18 protein-coding genes are annotated in these 15,948 nt (G+C 54.0%); 2 read left to right on the forward strand and 16 right to left on the reverse strand.

What is annotated here, in order from left to right; translation table 11 throughout:
- Window positions 1-24: 24 nt before the first annotated feature.
- Genes NST04_RS23845 through NST04_RS23885 form a run of 9 tightly spaced genes read right to left on the reverse strand, consistent with a single transcriptional unit; the run spans window position 25 to window position 8,488 of the window.
- Window positions 25-426 (reverse strand): DUF4265 domain-containing protein, encoded by a 402-nt coding sequence (locus NST04_RS23845; protein ID WP_341186431.1) that lies wholly within the window; start codon window positions 424-426, stop codon window positions 25-27.
- A gap of 33 nt (window positions 427-459) precedes the next feature.
- Window positions 460-1,332, reverse strand: a complete 873-nt coding sequence (locus NST04_RS23850; protein WP_341186432.1) for an SDR family oxidoreductase — start codon at window positions 1,330-1,332, stop codon at window positions 460-462.
- 15 nt (window positions 1,333-1,347) lie between these two features.
- Window positions 1,348-1,950, reverse strand: a complete 603-nt coding sequence (gene pgsA, locus NST04_RS23855) for a CDP-diacylglycerol--glycerol-3-phosphate 3-phosphatidyltransferase (RefSeq protein ID WP_341186433.1) — start codon at window positions 1,948-1,950, stop codon at window positions 1,348-1,350.
- A 34-nt stretch (window positions 1,951-1,984) separates the two neighbouring features.
- Window positions 1,985-3,130: a GNAT family N-acetyltransferase gene (locus NST04_RS23860; protein WP_341186434.1), complete on the reverse strand. Its 1,146-nt coding sequence runs from the start codon at window positions 3,128-3,130 to the stop codon at window positions 1,985-1,987.
- Window positions 3,127-4,443, reverse strand: a complete 1,317-nt coding sequence (locus NST04_RS23865; RefSeq protein WP_341186435.1) for a F390 synthetase-related protein — start codon at window positions 4,441-4,443, stop codon at window positions 3,127-3,129. Before NST04_RS23865 ends, NST04_RS23860 begins: the two co-directional genes overlap by 4 nt.
- Window positions 4,440-5,294 (reverse strand): MBL fold metallo-hydrolase, encoded by an 855-nt coding sequence (locus tag NST04_RS23870; protein ID WP_341186436.1) that lies wholly within the window; start codon window positions 5,292-5,294, stop codon window positions 4,440-4,442. The genes NST04_RS23865 and NST04_RS23870 overlap by 4 nt, the downstream gene beginning before the upstream one ends.
- The gene (locus NST04_RS23875) at window positions 5,291-6,283 is read right to left on the reverse strand and encodes an NAD-dependent epimerase/dehydratase family protein (RefSeq protein ID WP_341186437.1); all 993 of its coding nucleotides are present in this window, start codon (window positions 6,281-6,283) and stop codon (window positions 5,291-5,293) included. The genes NST04_RS23870 and NST04_RS23875 overlap by 4 nt, the downstream gene beginning before the upstream one ends.
- The gene (locus tag NST04_RS23880; protein WP_341186438.1) at window positions 6,280-7,497 is read right to left on the reverse strand and encodes an ATP-grasp domain-containing protein; all 1,218 of its coding nucleotides are present in this window, start codon (window positions 7,495-7,497) and stop codon (window positions 6,280-6,282) included. The genes NST04_RS23875 and NST04_RS23880 overlap by 4 nt, the downstream gene beginning before the upstream one ends.
- A complete protein-coding gene (locus tag NST04_RS23885) occupies window positions 7,487-8,488 on the reverse strand; it encodes a beta-ketoacyl-ACP synthase III (RefSeq protein WP_341186439.1) in 1,002 nt (333 codons plus the stop codon). Before NST04_RS23885 ends, NST04_RS23880 begins: the two co-directional genes overlap by 11 nt.
- Before the next feature lie 301 nt (window positions 8,489-8,789).
- Between NST04_RS23885 and NST04_RS23890 the strand changes: the two genes are divergently transcribed.
- Entirely contained in the window at window positions 8,790-9,614 is an 825-nt protein-coding gene (locus NST04_RS23890; RefSeq protein WP_341186440.1) for a hypothetical protein, read from the forward strand.
- 14 nt (window positions 9,615-9,628) lie between these two features.
- On the opposite strand, the gene NST04_RS23895 is transcribed toward NST04_RS23890, so the two are convergent.
- The 7 genes from NST04_RS23895 to NST04_RS23925 all read right to left on the reverse strand — a co-directional run bounded on the left by NST04_RS23895 (window position 9,629) and on the right by NST04_RS23925 (window position 14,288).
- Window positions 9,629-10,420 (reverse strand): lipid II flippase Amj family protein, encoded by a 792-nt coding sequence (locus tag NST04_RS23895; protein WP_076154567.1) that lies wholly within the window; start codon window positions 10,418-10,420, stop codon window positions 9,629-9,631.
- Window positions 10,421-10,540: 120 nt separating this feature from the next.
- Window positions 10,541-10,930 carry a ribosomal maturation YjgA family protein gene (locus NST04_RS23900; RefSeq protein ID WP_341186441.1) on the reverse strand — a complete coding sequence of 130 codons (390 nt, stop codon included), beginning with the start codon at window positions 10,928-10,930 and terminating at the stop codon, window positions 10,541-10,543.
- Window positions 10,931-10,953: 23 nt separating this feature from the next.
- Window positions 10,954-11,430, reverse strand: a complete 477-nt coding sequence (locus NST04_RS23905) for an NUDIX domain-containing protein (protein ID WP_341186442.1) — start codon at window positions 11,428-11,430, stop codon at window positions 10,954-10,956.
- Between the two features lie 55 nt (window positions 11,431-11,485).
- The gene (locus NST04_RS23910) at window positions 11,486-11,773 is read right to left on the reverse strand and encodes a hypothetical protein (protein ID WP_341186443.1); all 288 of its coding nucleotides are present in this window, start codon (window positions 11,771-11,773) and stop codon (window positions 11,486-11,488) included.
- A gap of 345 nt (window positions 11,774-12,118) precedes the next feature.
- On the reverse strand, window positions 12,119-12,706 hold the full coding sequence (locus tag NST04_RS23915; protein ID WP_341186444.1) for a putative ABC transporter permease: 588 nt from the start codon (window positions 12,704-12,706) through the stop codon (window positions 12,119-12,121).
- 356 nt (window positions 12,707-13,062) lie between these two features.
- Window positions 13,063-13,236 carry a hypothetical protein gene (locus NST04_RS23920; protein ID WP_179090391.1) on the reverse strand — a complete coding sequence of 58 codons (174 nt, stop codon included), beginning with the start codon at window positions 13,234-13,236 and terminating at the stop codon, window positions 13,063-13,065.
- A gap of 149 nt (window positions 13,237-13,385) precedes the next feature.
- The gene (locus tag NST04_RS23925) at window positions 13,386-14,288 is read right to left on the reverse strand and encodes an ArsR/SmtB family transcription factor (RefSeq protein ID WP_341186445.1); all 903 of its coding nucleotides are present in this window, start codon (window positions 14,286-14,288) and stop codon (window positions 13,386-13,388) included.
- A gap of 149 nt (window positions 14,289-14,437) precedes the next feature.
- Between NST04_RS23925 and arfA the strand changes: the two genes are divergently transcribed.
- Window positions 14,438-15,946 (forward strand): arabinosylfuranosidase ArfA, encoded by a 1,509-nt coding sequence (gene arfA, locus NST04_RS23930; protein WP_341186446.1) that lies wholly within the window; start codon window positions 14,438-14,440, stop codon window positions 15,944-15,946.
- Window positions 15,947-15,948: the final 2 nt, after the last annotated feature.

The following is a 15,948-nucleotide window of genomic DNA, read 5'->3' on the forward strand; positions in this document are numbered from 1 at the left end:
TTCCTTCACCTCAGATTCGTATAATTAGCCTTCAAAATGCTCAATAATCCGCGACATTTCCAGCTCCGCGTCCACAGCAGAGTGCTTAGGCAGATAAATCACCAGCAGTCCGCCGAAGATTTGCTCCCATCTGCCCCCATGCTCTGTAACCCGCTCCGTGAAGCTGCGGATCTCGCCGGAAGCCGCCGTTTCTTTGCTCAGCAGCCAGGCATACCGGACAAGCCCGGACTTCTTCACCGTCTCAATGTAATATGCAATCCCCTCACGCTCACTCACCCGGATAATGTCACCAAGCGCAATCCCAGGGTTAAAAATCGGCGTCTCCTCAATCCGGTACGTATCCTTGTCGACCCGGGTCACATCCAGCACCTCAATCTCCCGGCCTTGCTCATCAAAGCATATATGTAATCCAACCGTTCCCGGCAAAAGCATCCACCCCCATTTTGTTCTGTCATGCTATCATTTCATTGCCCGCAGTGATTTGGAGATAATCCCCTCCAGCACCTTCCAGGGAAGCAGAGCCTTGGCGATCATCAGCACCCGCGAGCCCCGGCCTACGGGATATCGCAGCTTCGGTGCACGCAAGGCAGTGATCCGTCCAATCAGGTCAGCTACCTCCTGCGGATCAGGAGCCGTCTCGGACGCACGCCGGGAGTACCGCAGCACTTCCTCAAGCTTGGTATGATACGGGGAGCCTTCATTTCTGTGCATACCTGTAATCCCTTTGTCCCAGATGGGGGTACGGAAGGAGCCCGGTTCAACCAGTACAACGCGGACGCCAAAAGAGAGCATCTCCTGCCGCAGACTCTCGCTGAACCCCTCCACCGCAAACTTGGAGGCGGCATACGGACCATAGCCCGGAAATCCGCTCAGGCCGCTGACACTGCTCACGTTAATGATCAGGCCGCTGCGCTGGACCCGCATTAGAGGAAGCACCGCCTTCGTTACAGCAATCAGGCCGAAAAAGTTGGTCTCCAGCTGCCGCCTCCACTCCTCCATGCTGACCTCCTCCACGAATCCGCCTACAGCGAAGCCGGCATTGTTCACCAGCACATCAATTCTGCCGGCAAGCTCAAGACTAGCCTGAACGGCAGACGCAATCGAGACTTCGTCCGTCACATCCAGCGCCAGCAGATGAATGCGCTCCCGCACACCCGCATGCTCAGCCTGCTGAACCAGCTCCTTGCTGCGGCCAAGATCCCGCATGGTGGCAATGACCCGGTACCCTCTGCGGGCCAGCGTAATTGCGGTCAGCAGCCCGAATCCGCTGGAGGTCCCGGTAATTAGCGCAACCGGCTCATGCCCATGGGGCTGGCCTAAATTAGTGTTCATGGGGCACCTCCTTTTTTAATGATGTGATGTATGAGTCTCCAATTGCAGCAGCTGATAATTGTTCTTAACGTAGTTGTAACCCGAGTATACAGTTAGTACCAATGCAGCGTACATCAGGGTTTGGTCAACAGGAAAGGAAGTGAACAGGCTGAAGGGCGCGTTATTCAAAAGAATTGCCGCGATAGCAGCAACTTGCAGGACCATTTTCCATTTGCCGTATTTATCGGCTGCCAGAGCTACCTTCTGCGCTGAAGCGGCGATACGGACACCCATCATTACAACTTCCCTCGCCAATATTAAAAAAGCAATCCAAGACGGGATCATATGCAGACTCACCATTAGAATCAGCGCGGCGGCAACAAGCAGCTTATCTGCCAACGGATCAAGCAGCTTTCCTAAATTGGTAGTCTGGTTATATTTTCTCGCCACGTACCCGTCCAGCTTATCTGTTATAGAAGCCACAATAAAAACTATGGATGCATAAAAAACACCATGCACCTCTAAATAGGCCAGGATCGGGAATTGGTTGACCCATCCTTCCGGGTAAATGGGGAAAAGCGCAATGAACAGGGGAATCAGCAATATCCTGAACAAGGTAATACGGTTAGCTAAGTTCATCTTCTGCCTCCTGGCTCACATTCATTGTTCCGGCCTACAGCTTCAGCTTCTGAATAAGCGGAATGCCGATCCGCCGGAGCAGCAGCTCCAAGATCGACCAGCCGCAGCGGTTCAGCAGAGTGGTCCCCCGGTCATACACCGCCGAATATTCAGTGGCTCCTGTCGCTCCCCGGTTGCGCTTGAACTGGCCGACGCCGGAGCTCTCGTGCAGTAGTAGCCCCCTGCTGCCTGCAAGCCCGATCAGCACAGCGGACAGCATACGGTAGAGTCCTAGGGACTGAGGCAGACTTGTGTCATAACCGAACAATGGCGCCGTCATCGCACCCTCCCGCTCATAGAAGCCCAGCACCGCATCCAGCCTTCCTTCCTTACGCAGACCGTAGATCTGCAAGGTTCGCCGTTCCAGCGCAATGGCAATATAGGCTTCGGTGAACTGCGGATTATAAGCCGAATATTTATCGATATACAGCAGTCTGTACAGCTCCACAATGCGGGGAATGTCTTCCCGCGTGATCTCCTCTGGACCAACCTCAGTATAGCCATGCTTCGCCAGCAGCTTCATGTCACGTTTGACTAGCCACCTGGCCTTGGAGTCAGCGGTATCCGGGTGCAGCAGGTAGATCTGCCGGCTTGGAACGAGCTTGCAGCCATACCCCTGCAGTCTGCCGATGATTTCTCCCGAGGTCTCCCGGCTAAGCGAACGATAGATTAAGGTATGACCCGGATAAGTCTGGCGGAGGTAATCAAGTATCGCCGTCAGCTGTTCCGCACTTAAGGCAGGATACAGATTGGTGGACAGCAGCCAGTTATTCACCTGAACCACCCGGTTAAACCGTGCTTGCCGCAGCATCCAGCCCACTCCTGTGAGCATTAGTGACAATAGGCCCTCTAGCATCCGGTTATTGAGCAGGGCCAGCTCCTCACGCGCATAGCTGACATAGTGAGTATAGGGTGAGCATACATACGAGTTGTCATAGTCTGCTTCATTGACGGTAATCGGAACCGGCAGCCCATCGATGGTCAGCACCTTAACAGTTGTACTCACATTATCGATAAAAGGTTGCGCTCCCCGCTCCAGCAGCGGTGTAAGATACTCCCGGGCATACCGCCCATACTCCGTATCCGGCCAGTCCAGCCCCTGAGCAGAATCGCGGTCATACTGTGTTACCCGGTTCTTCACAGCTTCCAGCCCCTCTCCACCCGGCGCAGCTTCACAGTTCCGGGCACGAAGCTGTAAGCGGTAAAAGTCAACTGCGGAGGGCGACAGGATAGCCTCGTGAACAAGCGCGTCAGCTCTGTTGTAATCTGCTGCTCCGTGCCTTCATCGGTACCGGTCCGTGTACGATAGGAGATTTCCAGCTCAGTCAGGCTGTGCTGGATGACCCTGTAATGTTCAATGTCTGCGGAAGCCGCCAGCACCGCCCGGGTAACGAAATCAGGGAATACCGTAACGTGCGTGCTCTCTGCCGCATGGGGCAGATACAGAATATCATCGCAGCGTCCTTCTATCCGCTCAATGGCCGTGAACAGCGAACCACAGGGACACGGCTCTGCCGCTTCAGTCAGAATATCATTCAGCCGGTAGCGGACGATGGGCTGCACACTTCTGGAGAAATCGGACACAATGGGTACGAACCGGCGTGATTGTTCATCCAGCATTTCTTTGCCGATATGTACAATATCTTCATTGAGGTGCAGCGTTCCATGACTGCAGGTCGCACCCAGGAAGCCCTCGGTACACTGATAGGCCTGATGCACCTTCTGCCCGAAAGTCTGCTCAATCTGCTGCCGGTCAAGCGGGTCCAGCACTTCCGCAACCGCAATGATCCGGCGGGGGTGCAGATTCATATCGCCCGATTGCTGTGCCTCAGCCAGCAGACGTAGCATGGACGGCGGTGCAATCCAGATATCCGGCTGGTACTCCTTCATACGGGTCAAGAGCCGGGGAAGCGGCTCCAGCAGGTCGAAATAACGGAACTGCAGCCGTCCCTGCTTCACAGATTCATACAAATTACTGTTTGCCCGCAGAAAAAAAGCAATTCTCGCCCGCTTCCACAGTCCACCCGGCAAAAGCTTCGCCAGTACAGTACCGGTCCAGGCCGCCTGCTCCTCTTCTCCCACGAGAAAAATCCCCCGGTTGCCGGAGGTTCCCGAGGATAACCCGACGGTGACGCCTTGCAGCGTAGGCTTGAAGTTCCTGCTGTTCTCCGCTTCATAGGCCTCGGCAAAGGCCTGCTCCTTCGTAATGCCAACTGTGTTGAGCTGATCGAAATTCTCCATCATCTCCGGCTTCCCGATCACGGGGAAACTCCGCCAATCCTTGGACGGAATGCCTGCCCACAGCTCCCTGTAGAACTTCGAGTGCTGCCTCACCTTATCTGCATGGAGCCGGATACGCTTCTCCTGCCATTGCTCAAGTGCTGCCCTGTTCTTCCAGCGTCTGCCCCACTTGGTGAGAATGTAATGGGTAATCACCAGCCTGATCCGCTTCATGTCACACTTCCCGTTCCCCAGTGCGCAAGCGCCTCACGGCAATGGCTGGGCACAATCCGAAGCAGGGGAAATTGTTCATGCAGCTGACGCAGCCGCTCGAAATTGCGGTGGTATTCTGTCCGGCTGGACATGATCAGGCCTGCTGCCGGGTGCGGCTTGCGGTTCTCCCGGAACGCCCGGCTCGACCAGACCGTATCTGCGCAGAGCAGATAATCATGCTCACCGGTGGAGACGAATACGCCGATCATCCCGGCGGCGTGGCCTGACAGCTCAACCGCCAGCAGGCTGCCGTCTCCGAGCAGATCATAGGCTTCCGTGAACGGAAGGCCTTGCGGCAATGCACGCTTCGCCGAAGCTTCATCCACAGGAATGGAGCGGAGTCTGAAATCCTCCGGCAGCAGCCCGGGCAGGAATCCCGCCTTCGTAGCCCGCACAGGACCCAGCCCGCTTACGGCATCGTAAGATTTCTGCAAATAAATATACTGCGCCTGCGGAAAATCCCGTACCCCGCCGATATGGTCGGCATGAAAATGCGACAGCACCACATACCGCACCTCCTCCGGCGAGATCCCGCCTGCCTGCAACCGCCGCATTGCACTCTCTTCCTCCTTGTAGACAACCGGAGTGATCTTACGGTATAGAGAGGCTGGCAGACTTGCTGTCTCTTGGAAGAAACGCGCGCTGTAGCCTGTATCGAACAGGATGGGGCCGTATTCCGGATGCCGGATCAGGGCATAACCTGCCGGGAAGGCAACCGGCTTCAGTGTGCCTCCGCGCAGCGTCAGCCGCTCGGGATGCAGGCAATAGCCCGCAGACAATATAGATAATCCAACTGGAATTTCTGTAATCATTGCTGTTCCCTCCACCATTCTGCAAAGGCGCGAAGTCCCTCGTCTGTTGTTATACGCGGTTGATAACCCAGCTGCTCACGGGCCAGTGTAATATCCAGTGTCTGGGAGATGCCGAGTGCGGCTGCAGAATAACGGGTCAGCAGCGGCTCACCCGGGATAGGCAGTACCTTGTAGATCCCCTCCATCAGGGCCGCTGCGGTATAAGCTACCGGGTAGGGCAAACGCCGGGTGTGCAGCGGCAGCCCGAGCAGTGAGAATAGCCGGGTAACCAGCTCTTCGAACCTTAGCGGCTCACCATTGGTAATATTATAGACGCTGCCGGTTGCAGAGACCGGGGCTTCACAGCAGAGCAGCATGGCATCGACTACATTATCTACGCATGTGAGATCAAGCCTCGCCTGTCCGCCATTCATCAGCGGCACCCCCTTACTCTCATTCGCTGCCAGCAGGCGGGGGAACAAAGCGTTGTCCATCGGGCCGAATATGGCTCTGGGCCGGAGCATGAAGGCGGCAAGCCCTTCTCGAGCTGCCTGACGGACAACCTGCTCGGCAATCAGCTTCGTTGCGGCATAAGCATTGGCCGGACGGCCGGGAAGCGGATCACTCTCCCGGATGCCGAAGCGGGACCGCTGTCTGGAATACACACTGGGCGTGGAGATATGAACCAGCCTTCCTACGTGATGCCGTTTGCACCCCTCAACTATATGGCTTGTCGCCTCCACATTGCACGTATAGAACTCCTTATATTTGCCCCAGGGTGACGACAAGGCTGCACAATGGAACACCACATCCATTTCCCGGCAAAAGCTATAGGCAGTCTCCGGGTCACGCAGATCCCCGGCCAGGAACACGGCACCTTCCTGCTCCAGCTGCTTCCCCTGCTCCGGGTTGCGTCCCTGCGCGTAGACCTCCCAGCCCATCCGGGCCAGCCTCCGGGCGGTATGCCGTCCAAGAAATCCGGTTGCACCTGTTACCAGCGCTTTGGTCATGCCTCACCATTCCATTCTATATCTTCTGTTAACGCCTCTGTGATTGAGATGCGGTGCCGCCTGGCTGTCTTCCAGGCGGCGTATACTATGCGAAACTGCTCGCGGGCAGGGCGGCGGTCATCCTTGCGGTAGACCACATCTGCTGCTCCAAGCAGCGCCCGCCTCCAGCTGCGGAGACCCCCGGGTCCCGGCTTAAATCCGCAGCCCAGCATGGGCAGTGTCAGCATCGCTGTACGGGCTGAACGCGGAACAATCACTGTTCCGCTCTGCACGAGCAGACCGGGATTCAGCAGCGCCTCCGTCAGCCCTTCCTCCGGCGTGAACAGATGAATACCGCTTGTTGCGCGCGGATTGCATTCAATCGGATACAGCGTCCCGTTCTCCGGTTCGATGAAATCGAATCCGATCTGGCCGCTGAAGCCGGTTGCTGCGGCGAACCGCTGGACCCATTCCAGAGCCGCAGGATGCTCCAGCGGTTCAAAATACACGCTGGCCCCGCTGCGCCCCGTCCTGTACCTGCTGTCATACGCAGCATGCGCCACTACTGTGCCTTCGTGCAGTATGCTGTACGTACAAACCGCTCTGCCCTGAATGTACTCCTGGGACACCCAGGGAGCCTCGGCCGATAGTCCGGCTGGAGGCACTATTTCTCCCGGAACGCGGCTATGCGGATTAGTTGAAGCGGAGCTTTTATCCGGGAGAATGACCTTCGACGCAAAGCGGGAATATGCAGGCTTATAGACCCGATGCTCCCCCCTCTGCGCTGCCTGCTTCACAGCTCTCCGCCATTCTTCCGTACTGCTGATCAGCACCGTGTCCGGGACCTTGAATCCAAGCGAACGGAGCAGGACCATGAACTCCCCTTTATGGTGCAGCCCGGCCAGAATGCTCCGGTCTGATGTAAGTACACGGCACCCCGTCAGATGCTCAAGACCGGCAGAGACATAGAAAATCTCCTCACAGGTCGGAATCAGGCAGTGAATGCCTAGCTCTTCCGTTAACGCAGCCAGCCGCTGGACATAGGCCTGCGGCTGATGCCTTGGGGCAGGCACCCGGAAGCTGGCCTCGACGGCAGAGGATACCCGGCACAGGTGATACTCGGCACTCTCCGCTACATATACCCGGTGTCCTGCGGCCTTGAACAGCCTTGCCAGCTCCAGGGCCACCGGAGCGCGCCCGCCGGTAATCAGAATACGCCGGGCCTCAGTAATCAATAATCATGCCTCCCAGAGACAGCCCTGCCGCTGTGCCGATCAGCATGATCCGGTCTCCGCGTGAGATCCGGCCCTGACGGATAGCTTCATGCAGGCCCATCGGAATGGACGCTGCAATCGTATTGCCATGGCCTGCGGTATTGTCGAGGAAGCGCTCCTCGGCAATACCCAGCTTTTTACGCAGGAGACGCATAGCCATTGCACTGCCCTGATGGGGAATGACCAGTGCGAAGTCGTCCATCTTATTGCCTGTGGCGCCCAGCATGTCAGCAATGAAATCCGGAAGCAGCTTGGACGCTTTGCGGAATATAGCCTGTCCATCCATATGGAACAGATAAGGCAGCGCATCCTCGGCTGTATAATTCTGGGGATGCAGTCTGGTCCCGCCTCCGGCAATCTCCGAATAACGCGCCCCGCTGCTGTAGGTTTTGAGGGAGGCATGGAGAATCTGCGAGGAATCTCCGGCCTCCGCAGGCCCGATCACCACTGCCGCCGCTCCATCACCGAACAAGGCTGAGCTCTCCTTATCCTGCCAGTTCAGCCCTACGGATGCAATCTCAGTAGCCACCAGCAGCACATTCTTATATCTGCCCGCTTCCACCATGTAGGACATCACATCAAGCCCTACCAGAAAGCTGAGACAAGTCGCATCCATATCAAAAGCCGGGACACCGGAATCCGCCTGCCCCATGGCCTGCTGAATGAACACAGCGGTACTCGGCAGCGGCTGCTCCTTGGTTCCGCTCGTACATACCAGACAATCGACCTCACTGAAGCTGAGGCCTGCGTCGGCGAGGGCTGCTTCAGCGGCTCTTGCGCCCATGAAGGAGGCGGTTTCATCGGTTCCCACGTAATGACGGGTGCCGACGCCGGTGATTTTGTTCACCCAGCCCGGTGTTGTGCCAAGGATCTTATCAAGCTCTGCATCACTAACTACACGCTCCGGCAAATATTTGCCTGTTCCTTTTATTTTCACATGTCTAAGCTGCATAATGCATCTCCCATTCCTGTGAGTACCAAGATGTCGAACTTTATATATTATTGTAAACTACAGATATATTCTACTAGATTTTCCGGCAGAGTCATATACAAAAAAGAAGATAAAATTCCCATTCCGCGAACTAATGTTCCCAAAAATGCTTGACTATGCAGGTTCACCGGGGTTATAGTAAATGCACAGGTAACACATGGTAAGCGGGAGAAGCACCTCGCAGGACAGGCAGTTCATGCCTTTCTTGGAGGTGCTTCTTTGTGTCTATTGCCAAAATGAACAATCAGAGGAGCTGAAGTCAATGTTTAGATTCACGAGCTTCACGAATTGGAGAAGTGAGGGAGTTGTTACACCTTTGTCGGGGAGAATTGTACGAAGAATGGCTGTGCTGGTGATCATACTGTCATTGTGGGCCTATCCCTTGTCCGGTGTCTCTGCCGATTCCGGGTGGGATGCTGCGCTGGACGAGATTCATAACCTGTACACAGACTACACGGGTCTACAGGCATCGCTGAAGTCCGACCTCCAGCGGAATCAGGAATTGCGCAAGCAGAATAACACTGCCCTTGCCGCCGTGAACAAGCAGCTTCAAGCTACTAACGCCGCTCAGCTCGCCAAGCTTAAGTCTGCCTCGGAAGCCGTGCAGAAGAAGCATGCTCCGCTCCTGGACCAGTACACTGCTCTCAGTAAACAGATTACCACTGCCCGTAAGGCAAATAATCTGAAGAGTGCCACCGTGCTTGAGCTGAAGCGCAATAAGCTGAAGGCTGCCGCTGCCGCAGCACGGGCTGAAGTGAAGAAGGCCGCCTCAGCCTTGGCAGAAGCCAAAGCGTTAACTGCTGCGAAGAACAAGCCGGCTAAGGATGCCCTTGCCCCGATCCCCCTGCTCAAGAAGCAGATTGCCGCCCAGAACAAGCTTTTCTCAGCCGCACAATCAGAGAGAACCGAAGCCGACAAGCGCTACAAAGCCGCTGTCCAGGCGGGAGACGCCACCCAGGCTGCGGCTGCGATGAAACTGTCTTACATCAGGATGAAGGAGATCCGTACCATGGCCGGGCAGTTGTACGGCTGGGAGCAACAGATCAGCACGGCGCTCCATGCCGCAGAGCTGAAGCTGCCGAAGTAGCTTATTTCTGAAGCTTAGAGCAGCTTCACCAGCCAGGTGATGATGAAGGCTCCCGGTACCAGCAGGGCTTGGCCCAGCAGCGACCCAAGGAAGCGCGAGCCCATCAGGAGTACATAGATCTTCCCGAGCTGGTCACGGTACTGCGCATTCTCGGTTGCCTTATGAGTGATAATTCCCAGCTGCGGATCGATGAACACCGTCAGCAGTATCGTTGCTATCCCGTTAATCAGACCTGATGCCTGGGAAGCAGTGGTGCTGAACGCAGGCAACAGCTTGGCCGCATACATTGAGGATAACACGCCTACCGTGTAGAAGGCCGTCACGAAGACATTCATCACAATGAAGCGCTTGGGAATTCCAAGATACCGGAAGCTGCTCAGCCTGACCTTCGGTCTACGGATATATTTGCGCGTATTCTTGAGCTGGCTGACCGTTACACTTGTCAGAAGCTTGGGAATGGAGCCTTCAATCTCCAGCTTGGAGATCACTCTTGCGAATAGTCCTACGAACGTCGGAAACAACGCAATGGCGATCAATGTACCCAGTGAAGATGCCAGCATAATAATCCGCAGATAGTTGAGCAGCGGGAAGCTGTCGTCAGCTTTAGCATAATCTACGAACTTCGCCGTTAAGGGGCCTTGTACCATATTTGCGGTTCTGGAGACCAGCACGATAATTCCGGTCAGGGATAAGGCGATAGCGATCTTGTTCAGCTTCACTCCGGCAAAACGCACCGAATACGACAAGGTTTCCGCCGTATGAATAATCAGAGTCAACAGACATACCACCAACAAACTATTTGTCATTTACGGTTACTCATCTCCAAATCAGGCAGCATTCGGCAGATGACCGGCTTTCTTGTTCCAGATTATTACAGACCGGATCGCCTCACTTAATATATATTCTTCTTCCTATATAATCCAGAATCAATTTTGTAAGATTTGATCAACCATCCAGCAGAACAGGATTCCGGCTGTATACCGGACCAGATCAACCCAGAGGAAGCCGTGGCCGAGAATCAAGCTGCCCAGGGTTGTAGCACGCACATGCAGAATCCACTCTGCCTGATAGAGCTGGCTGAACTCAATTCCGAAGCTGAAGCATAGGCTAAGGGCAAGCGACATCCATAGCGGATGCCGGACCAGCAGCACCCGGGAAGCAAGGTAGATCATCCCTGCCCAGATCGCATCCCCAAAGTGTTCGCTGACAAAGTGCGGCAGCTGGTTCCCGTATGCCCTGGTCCCAAGACCCAGTACAATGGCCAGGAGTACTGCGCCGCAGTAGATCATTCTGGATCGTATTAATGAATTCCGCACTGGAAACTACTCCTTTATTTCTCTCAATCAAATATAACCTTCCTGGGCGCAGCATCATCCCGCACGAACAGCTTCGGGGGATACGGGATGGTTAGCCCGGGCAACTCATCTTCCTTGAAGAACTTCAGTTCCTCCGCCTCCCCGTCCAGGCTTCTGAGCTGGCCTTTAACAATGATACATTCAAATACAATAACCGTGTACTCTACCTGATCTCCATTGCTATATTCATATCTGAATTTCTCACCGCCGAATACGCCGATAATCTGTTCAGGCGTCACCATTAAGCCGGTCTCTTCGAACACCTCTCTGCGCAGCGCCCTGGACGGAGTCTCTCCAGGTTCAATCGCTCCGGCCGGAAGGCCCCATAACGTCTCATCCTTTTTGCGGATCAGCAGAATTCTGTCCTGTTCATCCCTTACTACTGCCGCTACAGACGGCATCATTAGCAGCCCGTTGCCCGCCTTCCCCCTCAGCTCCCGGTAATACTCAGACATTGACATGAAGCTTCCTCCTGACTTGAATCCAATTAGACCCTATATCCTTCTTAATTCCAGCCTATAGCTCATCCTTGCGGAAAGAAACCGGATGAACCACGAAATCATCCGATTGATTCTCACAATCCGTCAGCTCTACCCTATAGTATTCCATAGTCTCGGCAAGCCGGATCGCTCTGCATACATACTCAATCTTCCCGCCGTCTCCTGCCCAGTCCCGGCTGTTGTCCACCGTCCAGTGCAGTACCCTGCCATCGTTGTAGAAATCATGAATATACGGCCCGCTGTCAACACCCCACTGAAGCATGGTGAGGTTATCACCCTTGCCTTCCTTAAATCTATGTATCATTTCTGTAATTCTGTCCAAATCCAGCTGATCAAAATGCGTAATCAAGTTCCGCTGGTCCCTGACCAGAGGGACTGGCTTGTTGACTTCCCGTATCAGCAATAGTGAAAGTACCGCAATAAGTAGTGTTTCAAGAATAATAATAACCCGGCTGTATTTGCTGAAAAAGTTCTTCATGTGCCCTCCCGCTCCACGGTTTATGGATAAACCGGGTTAGCACTATATTTGACATGGTTGCATGATATTCCTTGTCTGACAGGTTATATAACCCAAAAATATCTCCAGCCATAAGGCGGAGATATCTGTGGGTTCTTTGTAATTTTCATGTTTCCATTCTTCACTAACTCTTCAACCTTCGCCAAGCTCTGGCGGTTCCAACAGATGATCCAGCAATTGCAGCCCGCGGCGGCGGGTGCGGAAGGTCCACAGCAGATCCGCTGTGAATAGCAGCAGGACGATGGGAAGTATGGGCATCCATATCCGCTCCATATGCAGATACAGGAAGTGTACCAGCGGTTGCAAGCCATAGATGCAAGCCAGTGACAGTCCCCACCAATACAGCGAGAATTTCAGGCAGATATGCCCTTGCAGCTGAAACGGCATCCCTGAATAATCCCACCACTGCCTACGAAAGATCCCCTTAAGCAGCCAGCCGCTGACAAATTCAACCGCCGAAGGGACGATAAGAGCAAGCAGGAGGAATAAAGGAAAGGGAAGGCTAATTTCATGTGCCGCCAGCAGCAGCAGCGGTGCGCAGCCATACATGGGCTTGAATGGCCCTTTGAGGAATCCTTCTTTCCGAAAAGTCCCAGTGCTGTAGAGGTTATAGCTGCCTTCAAGGACCCACCCCAGGAACGAATATACAGTGAAATAGAACAGATAGGGGCTTGATGCAGCCACTATACTGTAACTTTGCTGTAAAAGTAACGGTGTCATCGTTATTCACGCCTCCGGTCCCATTAATTTTCCAATTGGAGCTAGTATGCCTCCAGGAACCGGACGTTATGACGGGAAAATCTGGCGGACCTGCACATGGCTGACCCTGTTAAGATGCTGCTGTTTTATTCAATTCCCAGGCGGTTCCTCATGTTTCTCCATCCGCATGCTAATAAAACTTCCTGCGTTTGGACCAGCACATTGTATTCGGTTTTCGCATACATTTTAGGCTTCTCATTAGAAAAAGACTGTCCCCGGAGGGACAGTCTGCTACGTCCATAAGCCATATGCCTTATGTTGCCTTATGTTGCCTTTTGGCTTATGCCTTATTTGCCTTATACCCTATACCCCAGCTCCTAATTCTTAGGCAGCGGGTCAGGATGGGCCGTTTCGGCCGGTTTGGCTTCCCAATCATCGGCTTCCGGTTCAATATCCACACCGTTTTCCATCTTTTTTCGTTCTGCGAGTGAATCCCCGTCTTTATTCTCTTTGTTGCGGATGTCTGCTTCATTACCGGAATGATCTGACATGTGAATTCCTCCTTGTATGCAAGTTGTGCGCGATTTGGATTACTTAGTTATAGTTACCCGCGGACCCCTTTTGCAAACATCCCATCTGAACAAAGCTCCCAATGTACTTGTCTTTTCCATTCCCTTGCCATTCGCCGGACAGGCCCCTCTTACTCATAATACACACGAAACACAATATCCTGCTCATAATTCCCGAAGCCGCGCCCGAATAACGTTAAGCCGCCCCGCCTTCGGGTGGTGTCTTCTGCCGTGAACCTGAAGCTCCACTGATCCTGCTGCCAGCCCACCTGATCAATGGTAACTGCCGATATCTGCTGGCCGTCTATATAAGTTCCTCCTGCATTAATTCTGAGCACCTTCAGCAGCCCGTACTGGTTCACATCCGATTTCCACCAGGCAGGGGTCAGCCGGCCTCTCATTACGCCGAAGTCACCGGGACTGGTCCATTTGCCAAGTGAAATGCCATTCATCATAAAAGAGATATCCGAAGGCCACTTCTCGTTTACACTCGGCGCCTCCGAGCCGATCTCCATGGATATCTCAATCTCCTGCACCGTCTGATCCATGAACAGATAATTCGGAACCTTATATTCCGCGTATCCCTTGGCGAACCAGAGTATGCCGGCATCCACCCGCTGCGGGTCCAGGAAATAACGCGGGTCGTCATAATACCCGATCAGCTTCTCGGTGGTGGCAATGCCGCAGGTCGGTGAGGCTTCCAGATCGGTGTAATGCCCGACAGGCACAGAGACCTCGACCACCTTGCGGGCGATTCCTTTGGCCCCGGATAATTTAATCTGCAAGAAATTCGCAGAAAGTGAGCAGAATTTATAAGTCCCCCCATCGATCCGCTTCATCTGGGAGCTGACGATGCCCGCCTTCTGCAGCTTCGCTACATGCGAGCTGACAATGGCACTGCTGAGATACAGCCGGGCTGCAATCTCCTTGATATGCATCTCCTCGTTGCTAAGCAGATCGATGATCCGCAGCCGCACTTCGCTGGCAAGTGCTTCATAGACCTTCAGCGATTCGGAATCTGTGGTTAAATACATCGGTAGCCCTCCGCGCTCTTTGAATTAGTTATTATGTTAATCCTGAAATTAATTATTGCTTAGTATACCCCGTAATTCGTATCATGTAATCATAAACGGGCTTGAACGATTAGCTATTTCATTAATCTAACAAAAAGGAGCTTCAAACTATGAGCATTCAATCCAAGATGATTGTCGACAAAGACTTCAAGCTGGCCGAGGTAGATCCAAGGCTGTATGGTTCCTTCATTGAACATTTGGGCCGGGCCGTGTATGGCGGAATCTATGAGCCTGGACATCCTACCGCTGATGCGAACGGATTCCGCGGTGATGCCCTTGAGGCCATTAAGGCACTACGCGTACCAATCATCCGTTATCCGGGAGGCAACTTCGTATCCGGCTATAACTGGGAAGACGGCGTCGGACCCAAAGAAGAACGGAAGCGCTCTCTTGAACTTGCCTGGTGGGTTACAGAGACTAATCAGGTAGGTACAAATGAATTCGCCGATTGGGCCAAGCTGGCCGGCTCCGAAGTGATGATGGCAGTGAACCTCGGCACCCGCGGGATCGACGCTGCAAGAAATCTGGTCGAGTATTGCAACCATCCCTCCGGCTCTTACTGGAGCGACCTGCGGATCTCCCATGGCTACAAGACTCCGCACAATTTCCGCACCTGGTGTCTGGGCAATGAAATGGACGGTCCTTGGCAGATTGGAGCCAAAACTGCAGTCGAATACGGAAGACTCGCCAATGAGACCGCTAAAGCGATGCGCTGGGTAGACCCTTCCCTGGAGCTTGTCGCCTGCGGCAGCTCGGGCAGCAATATGAGTACTTTTGCCGAATGGGAAGCTACAGTTCTGGATCTCACCTACGATAATGTAGATTTCCTATCGCTGCACACCTACTACAATAACAATGATGGAGATACAGCGAACTTCCTGGCCCAATCGCTCGATATGGATCAGTTCATCGACAGCGTAGCAGCAGTATGTGATTATATCAAGGCTAAGAAGAAAAGCAAGAAAAAGATTTACCTCTCCCTTGATGAATGGAATGTGTGGAAGTCGCAGGGCTCTAGCCGTGCTGAGCAGCACTGGCAGATTGCACCGCCTGAATTCGAGGATGTCTATACCCTGGAGGATGCGCTGGTGGTGGGCTGCTGCCTGATCAGCCTGCTCAAGCATGCAGACCGGGTCAAGATGGCTTGTATCGCCCAGCTCATTAATGTCATTGCACCGATTATGACGGAGGACGGCGGACCGCTCTGGCTGCAGACCACTTATTATCCTTACATGCATGCCTCCATCTACGGCCGGGGAACAGTGCTTCACCCGTTGATTACAAGTGCGAAATATGACTCCAAGGATTTCACCGACGTTCCTTATCTGGAAGCGGTCAGTGTATATAATGAGGAGCTGAACGAGGTAACTGTGTTTGCAGTGAACCGCCATCTGAGCGAAGGCATGGAGCTGGCGGTTGATCTGCGGAGCTTCGGCGCTGTAGAGGTTATTCAGCACACGGTTCTTGAGCATGAGGATCTTCAGGCGGCCAATACCCGCTCCAACCCGTCGAATGTGCTTCCGCACAACCGGGGAACGGCAGCCGCAGACGGCGGCCGGGTGAGTGCAATGCTTCCGGCTGCTTCCTGGAATGTGATCCGGCTGCGCGTGAACGGCTGATT

It is taken from the genome of Paenibacillus sp. FSL H7-0756 (assembly GCF_038006765.1).
GTDB lineage: Bacteria > Bacillota > Bacilli > Paenibacillales > Paenibacillaceae > Paenibacillus_AQ.

Bases quoted from the DNA above. Each gene is read 5' to 3' on its own strand.
- NST04_RS23850 (WP_341186432.1), bottom strand. From the start codon at position 1,332: ATGAACACTAATTTAGGCCAGCCCCATGGGCATGAGCCGGTTGCGCTA.
- pgsA (WP_341186433.1), bottom strand. From the start codon at position 1,950: ATGAACTTAGCTAACCGTATTACCTTGTTCAGGATATTGCTGATTCCC.
- NST04_RS23865 (WP_341186435.1), bottom strand. From the start codon at position 4,443: ATGAAGCGGATCAGGCTGGTGATTACCCATTACATTCTCACCAAGTGG.
- NST04_RS23870 (WP_341186436.1), bottom strand. From the start codon at position 5,294: ATGATTACAGAAATTCCAGTTGGATTATCTATATTGTCTGCGGGCTAT.
- NST04_RS23875 (WP_341186437.1), bottom strand. From the start codon at position 6,283: ATGACCAAAGCGCTGGTAACAGGTGCAACCGGATTTCTTGGACGGCAT.
- NST04_RS23885 (WP_341186439.1), bottom strand. From the start codon at position 8,488: ATGCAGCTTAGACATGTGAAAATAAAAGGAACAGGCAAATATTTGCCG.
- NST04_RS23890 (WP_341186440.1), top strand. From the start codon at position 8,790: ATGTTTAGATTCACGAGCTTCACGAATTGGAGAAGTGAGGGAGTTGTT.
- NST04_RS23895 (WP_076154567.1), bottom strand. From the start codon at position 10,420: ATGACAAATAGTTTGTTGGTGGTATGTCTGTTGACTCTGATTATTCAT.
- NST04_RS23905 (WP_341186442.1), bottom strand. From the start codon at position 11,430: ATGTCAATGTCTGAGTATTACCGGGAGCTGAGGGGGAAGGCGGGCAAC.
- NST04_RS23910 (WP_341186443.1), bottom strand. From the start codon at position 11,773: ATGATACATAGATTTAAGGAAGGCAAGGGTGATAACCTCACCATGCTT.
- NST04_RS23915 (WP_341186444.1), bottom strand. From the start codon at position 12,706: ATGACACCGTTACTTTTACAGCAAAGTTACAGTATAGTGGCTGCATCA.
- NST04_RS23920 (WP_179090391.1), bottom strand. From the start codon at position 13,236: ATGTCAGATCATTCCGGTAATGAAGCAGACATCCGCAACAAAGAGAAT.
- NST04_RS23925 (WP_341186445.1), bottom strand. From the start codon at position 14,288: ATGTATTTAACCACAGATTCCGAATCGCTGAAGGTCTATGAAGCACTT.
- arfA (WP_341186446.1), top strand. From the start codon at position 14,438: ATGAGCATTCAATCCAAGATGATTGTCGACAAAGACTTCAAGCTGGCC.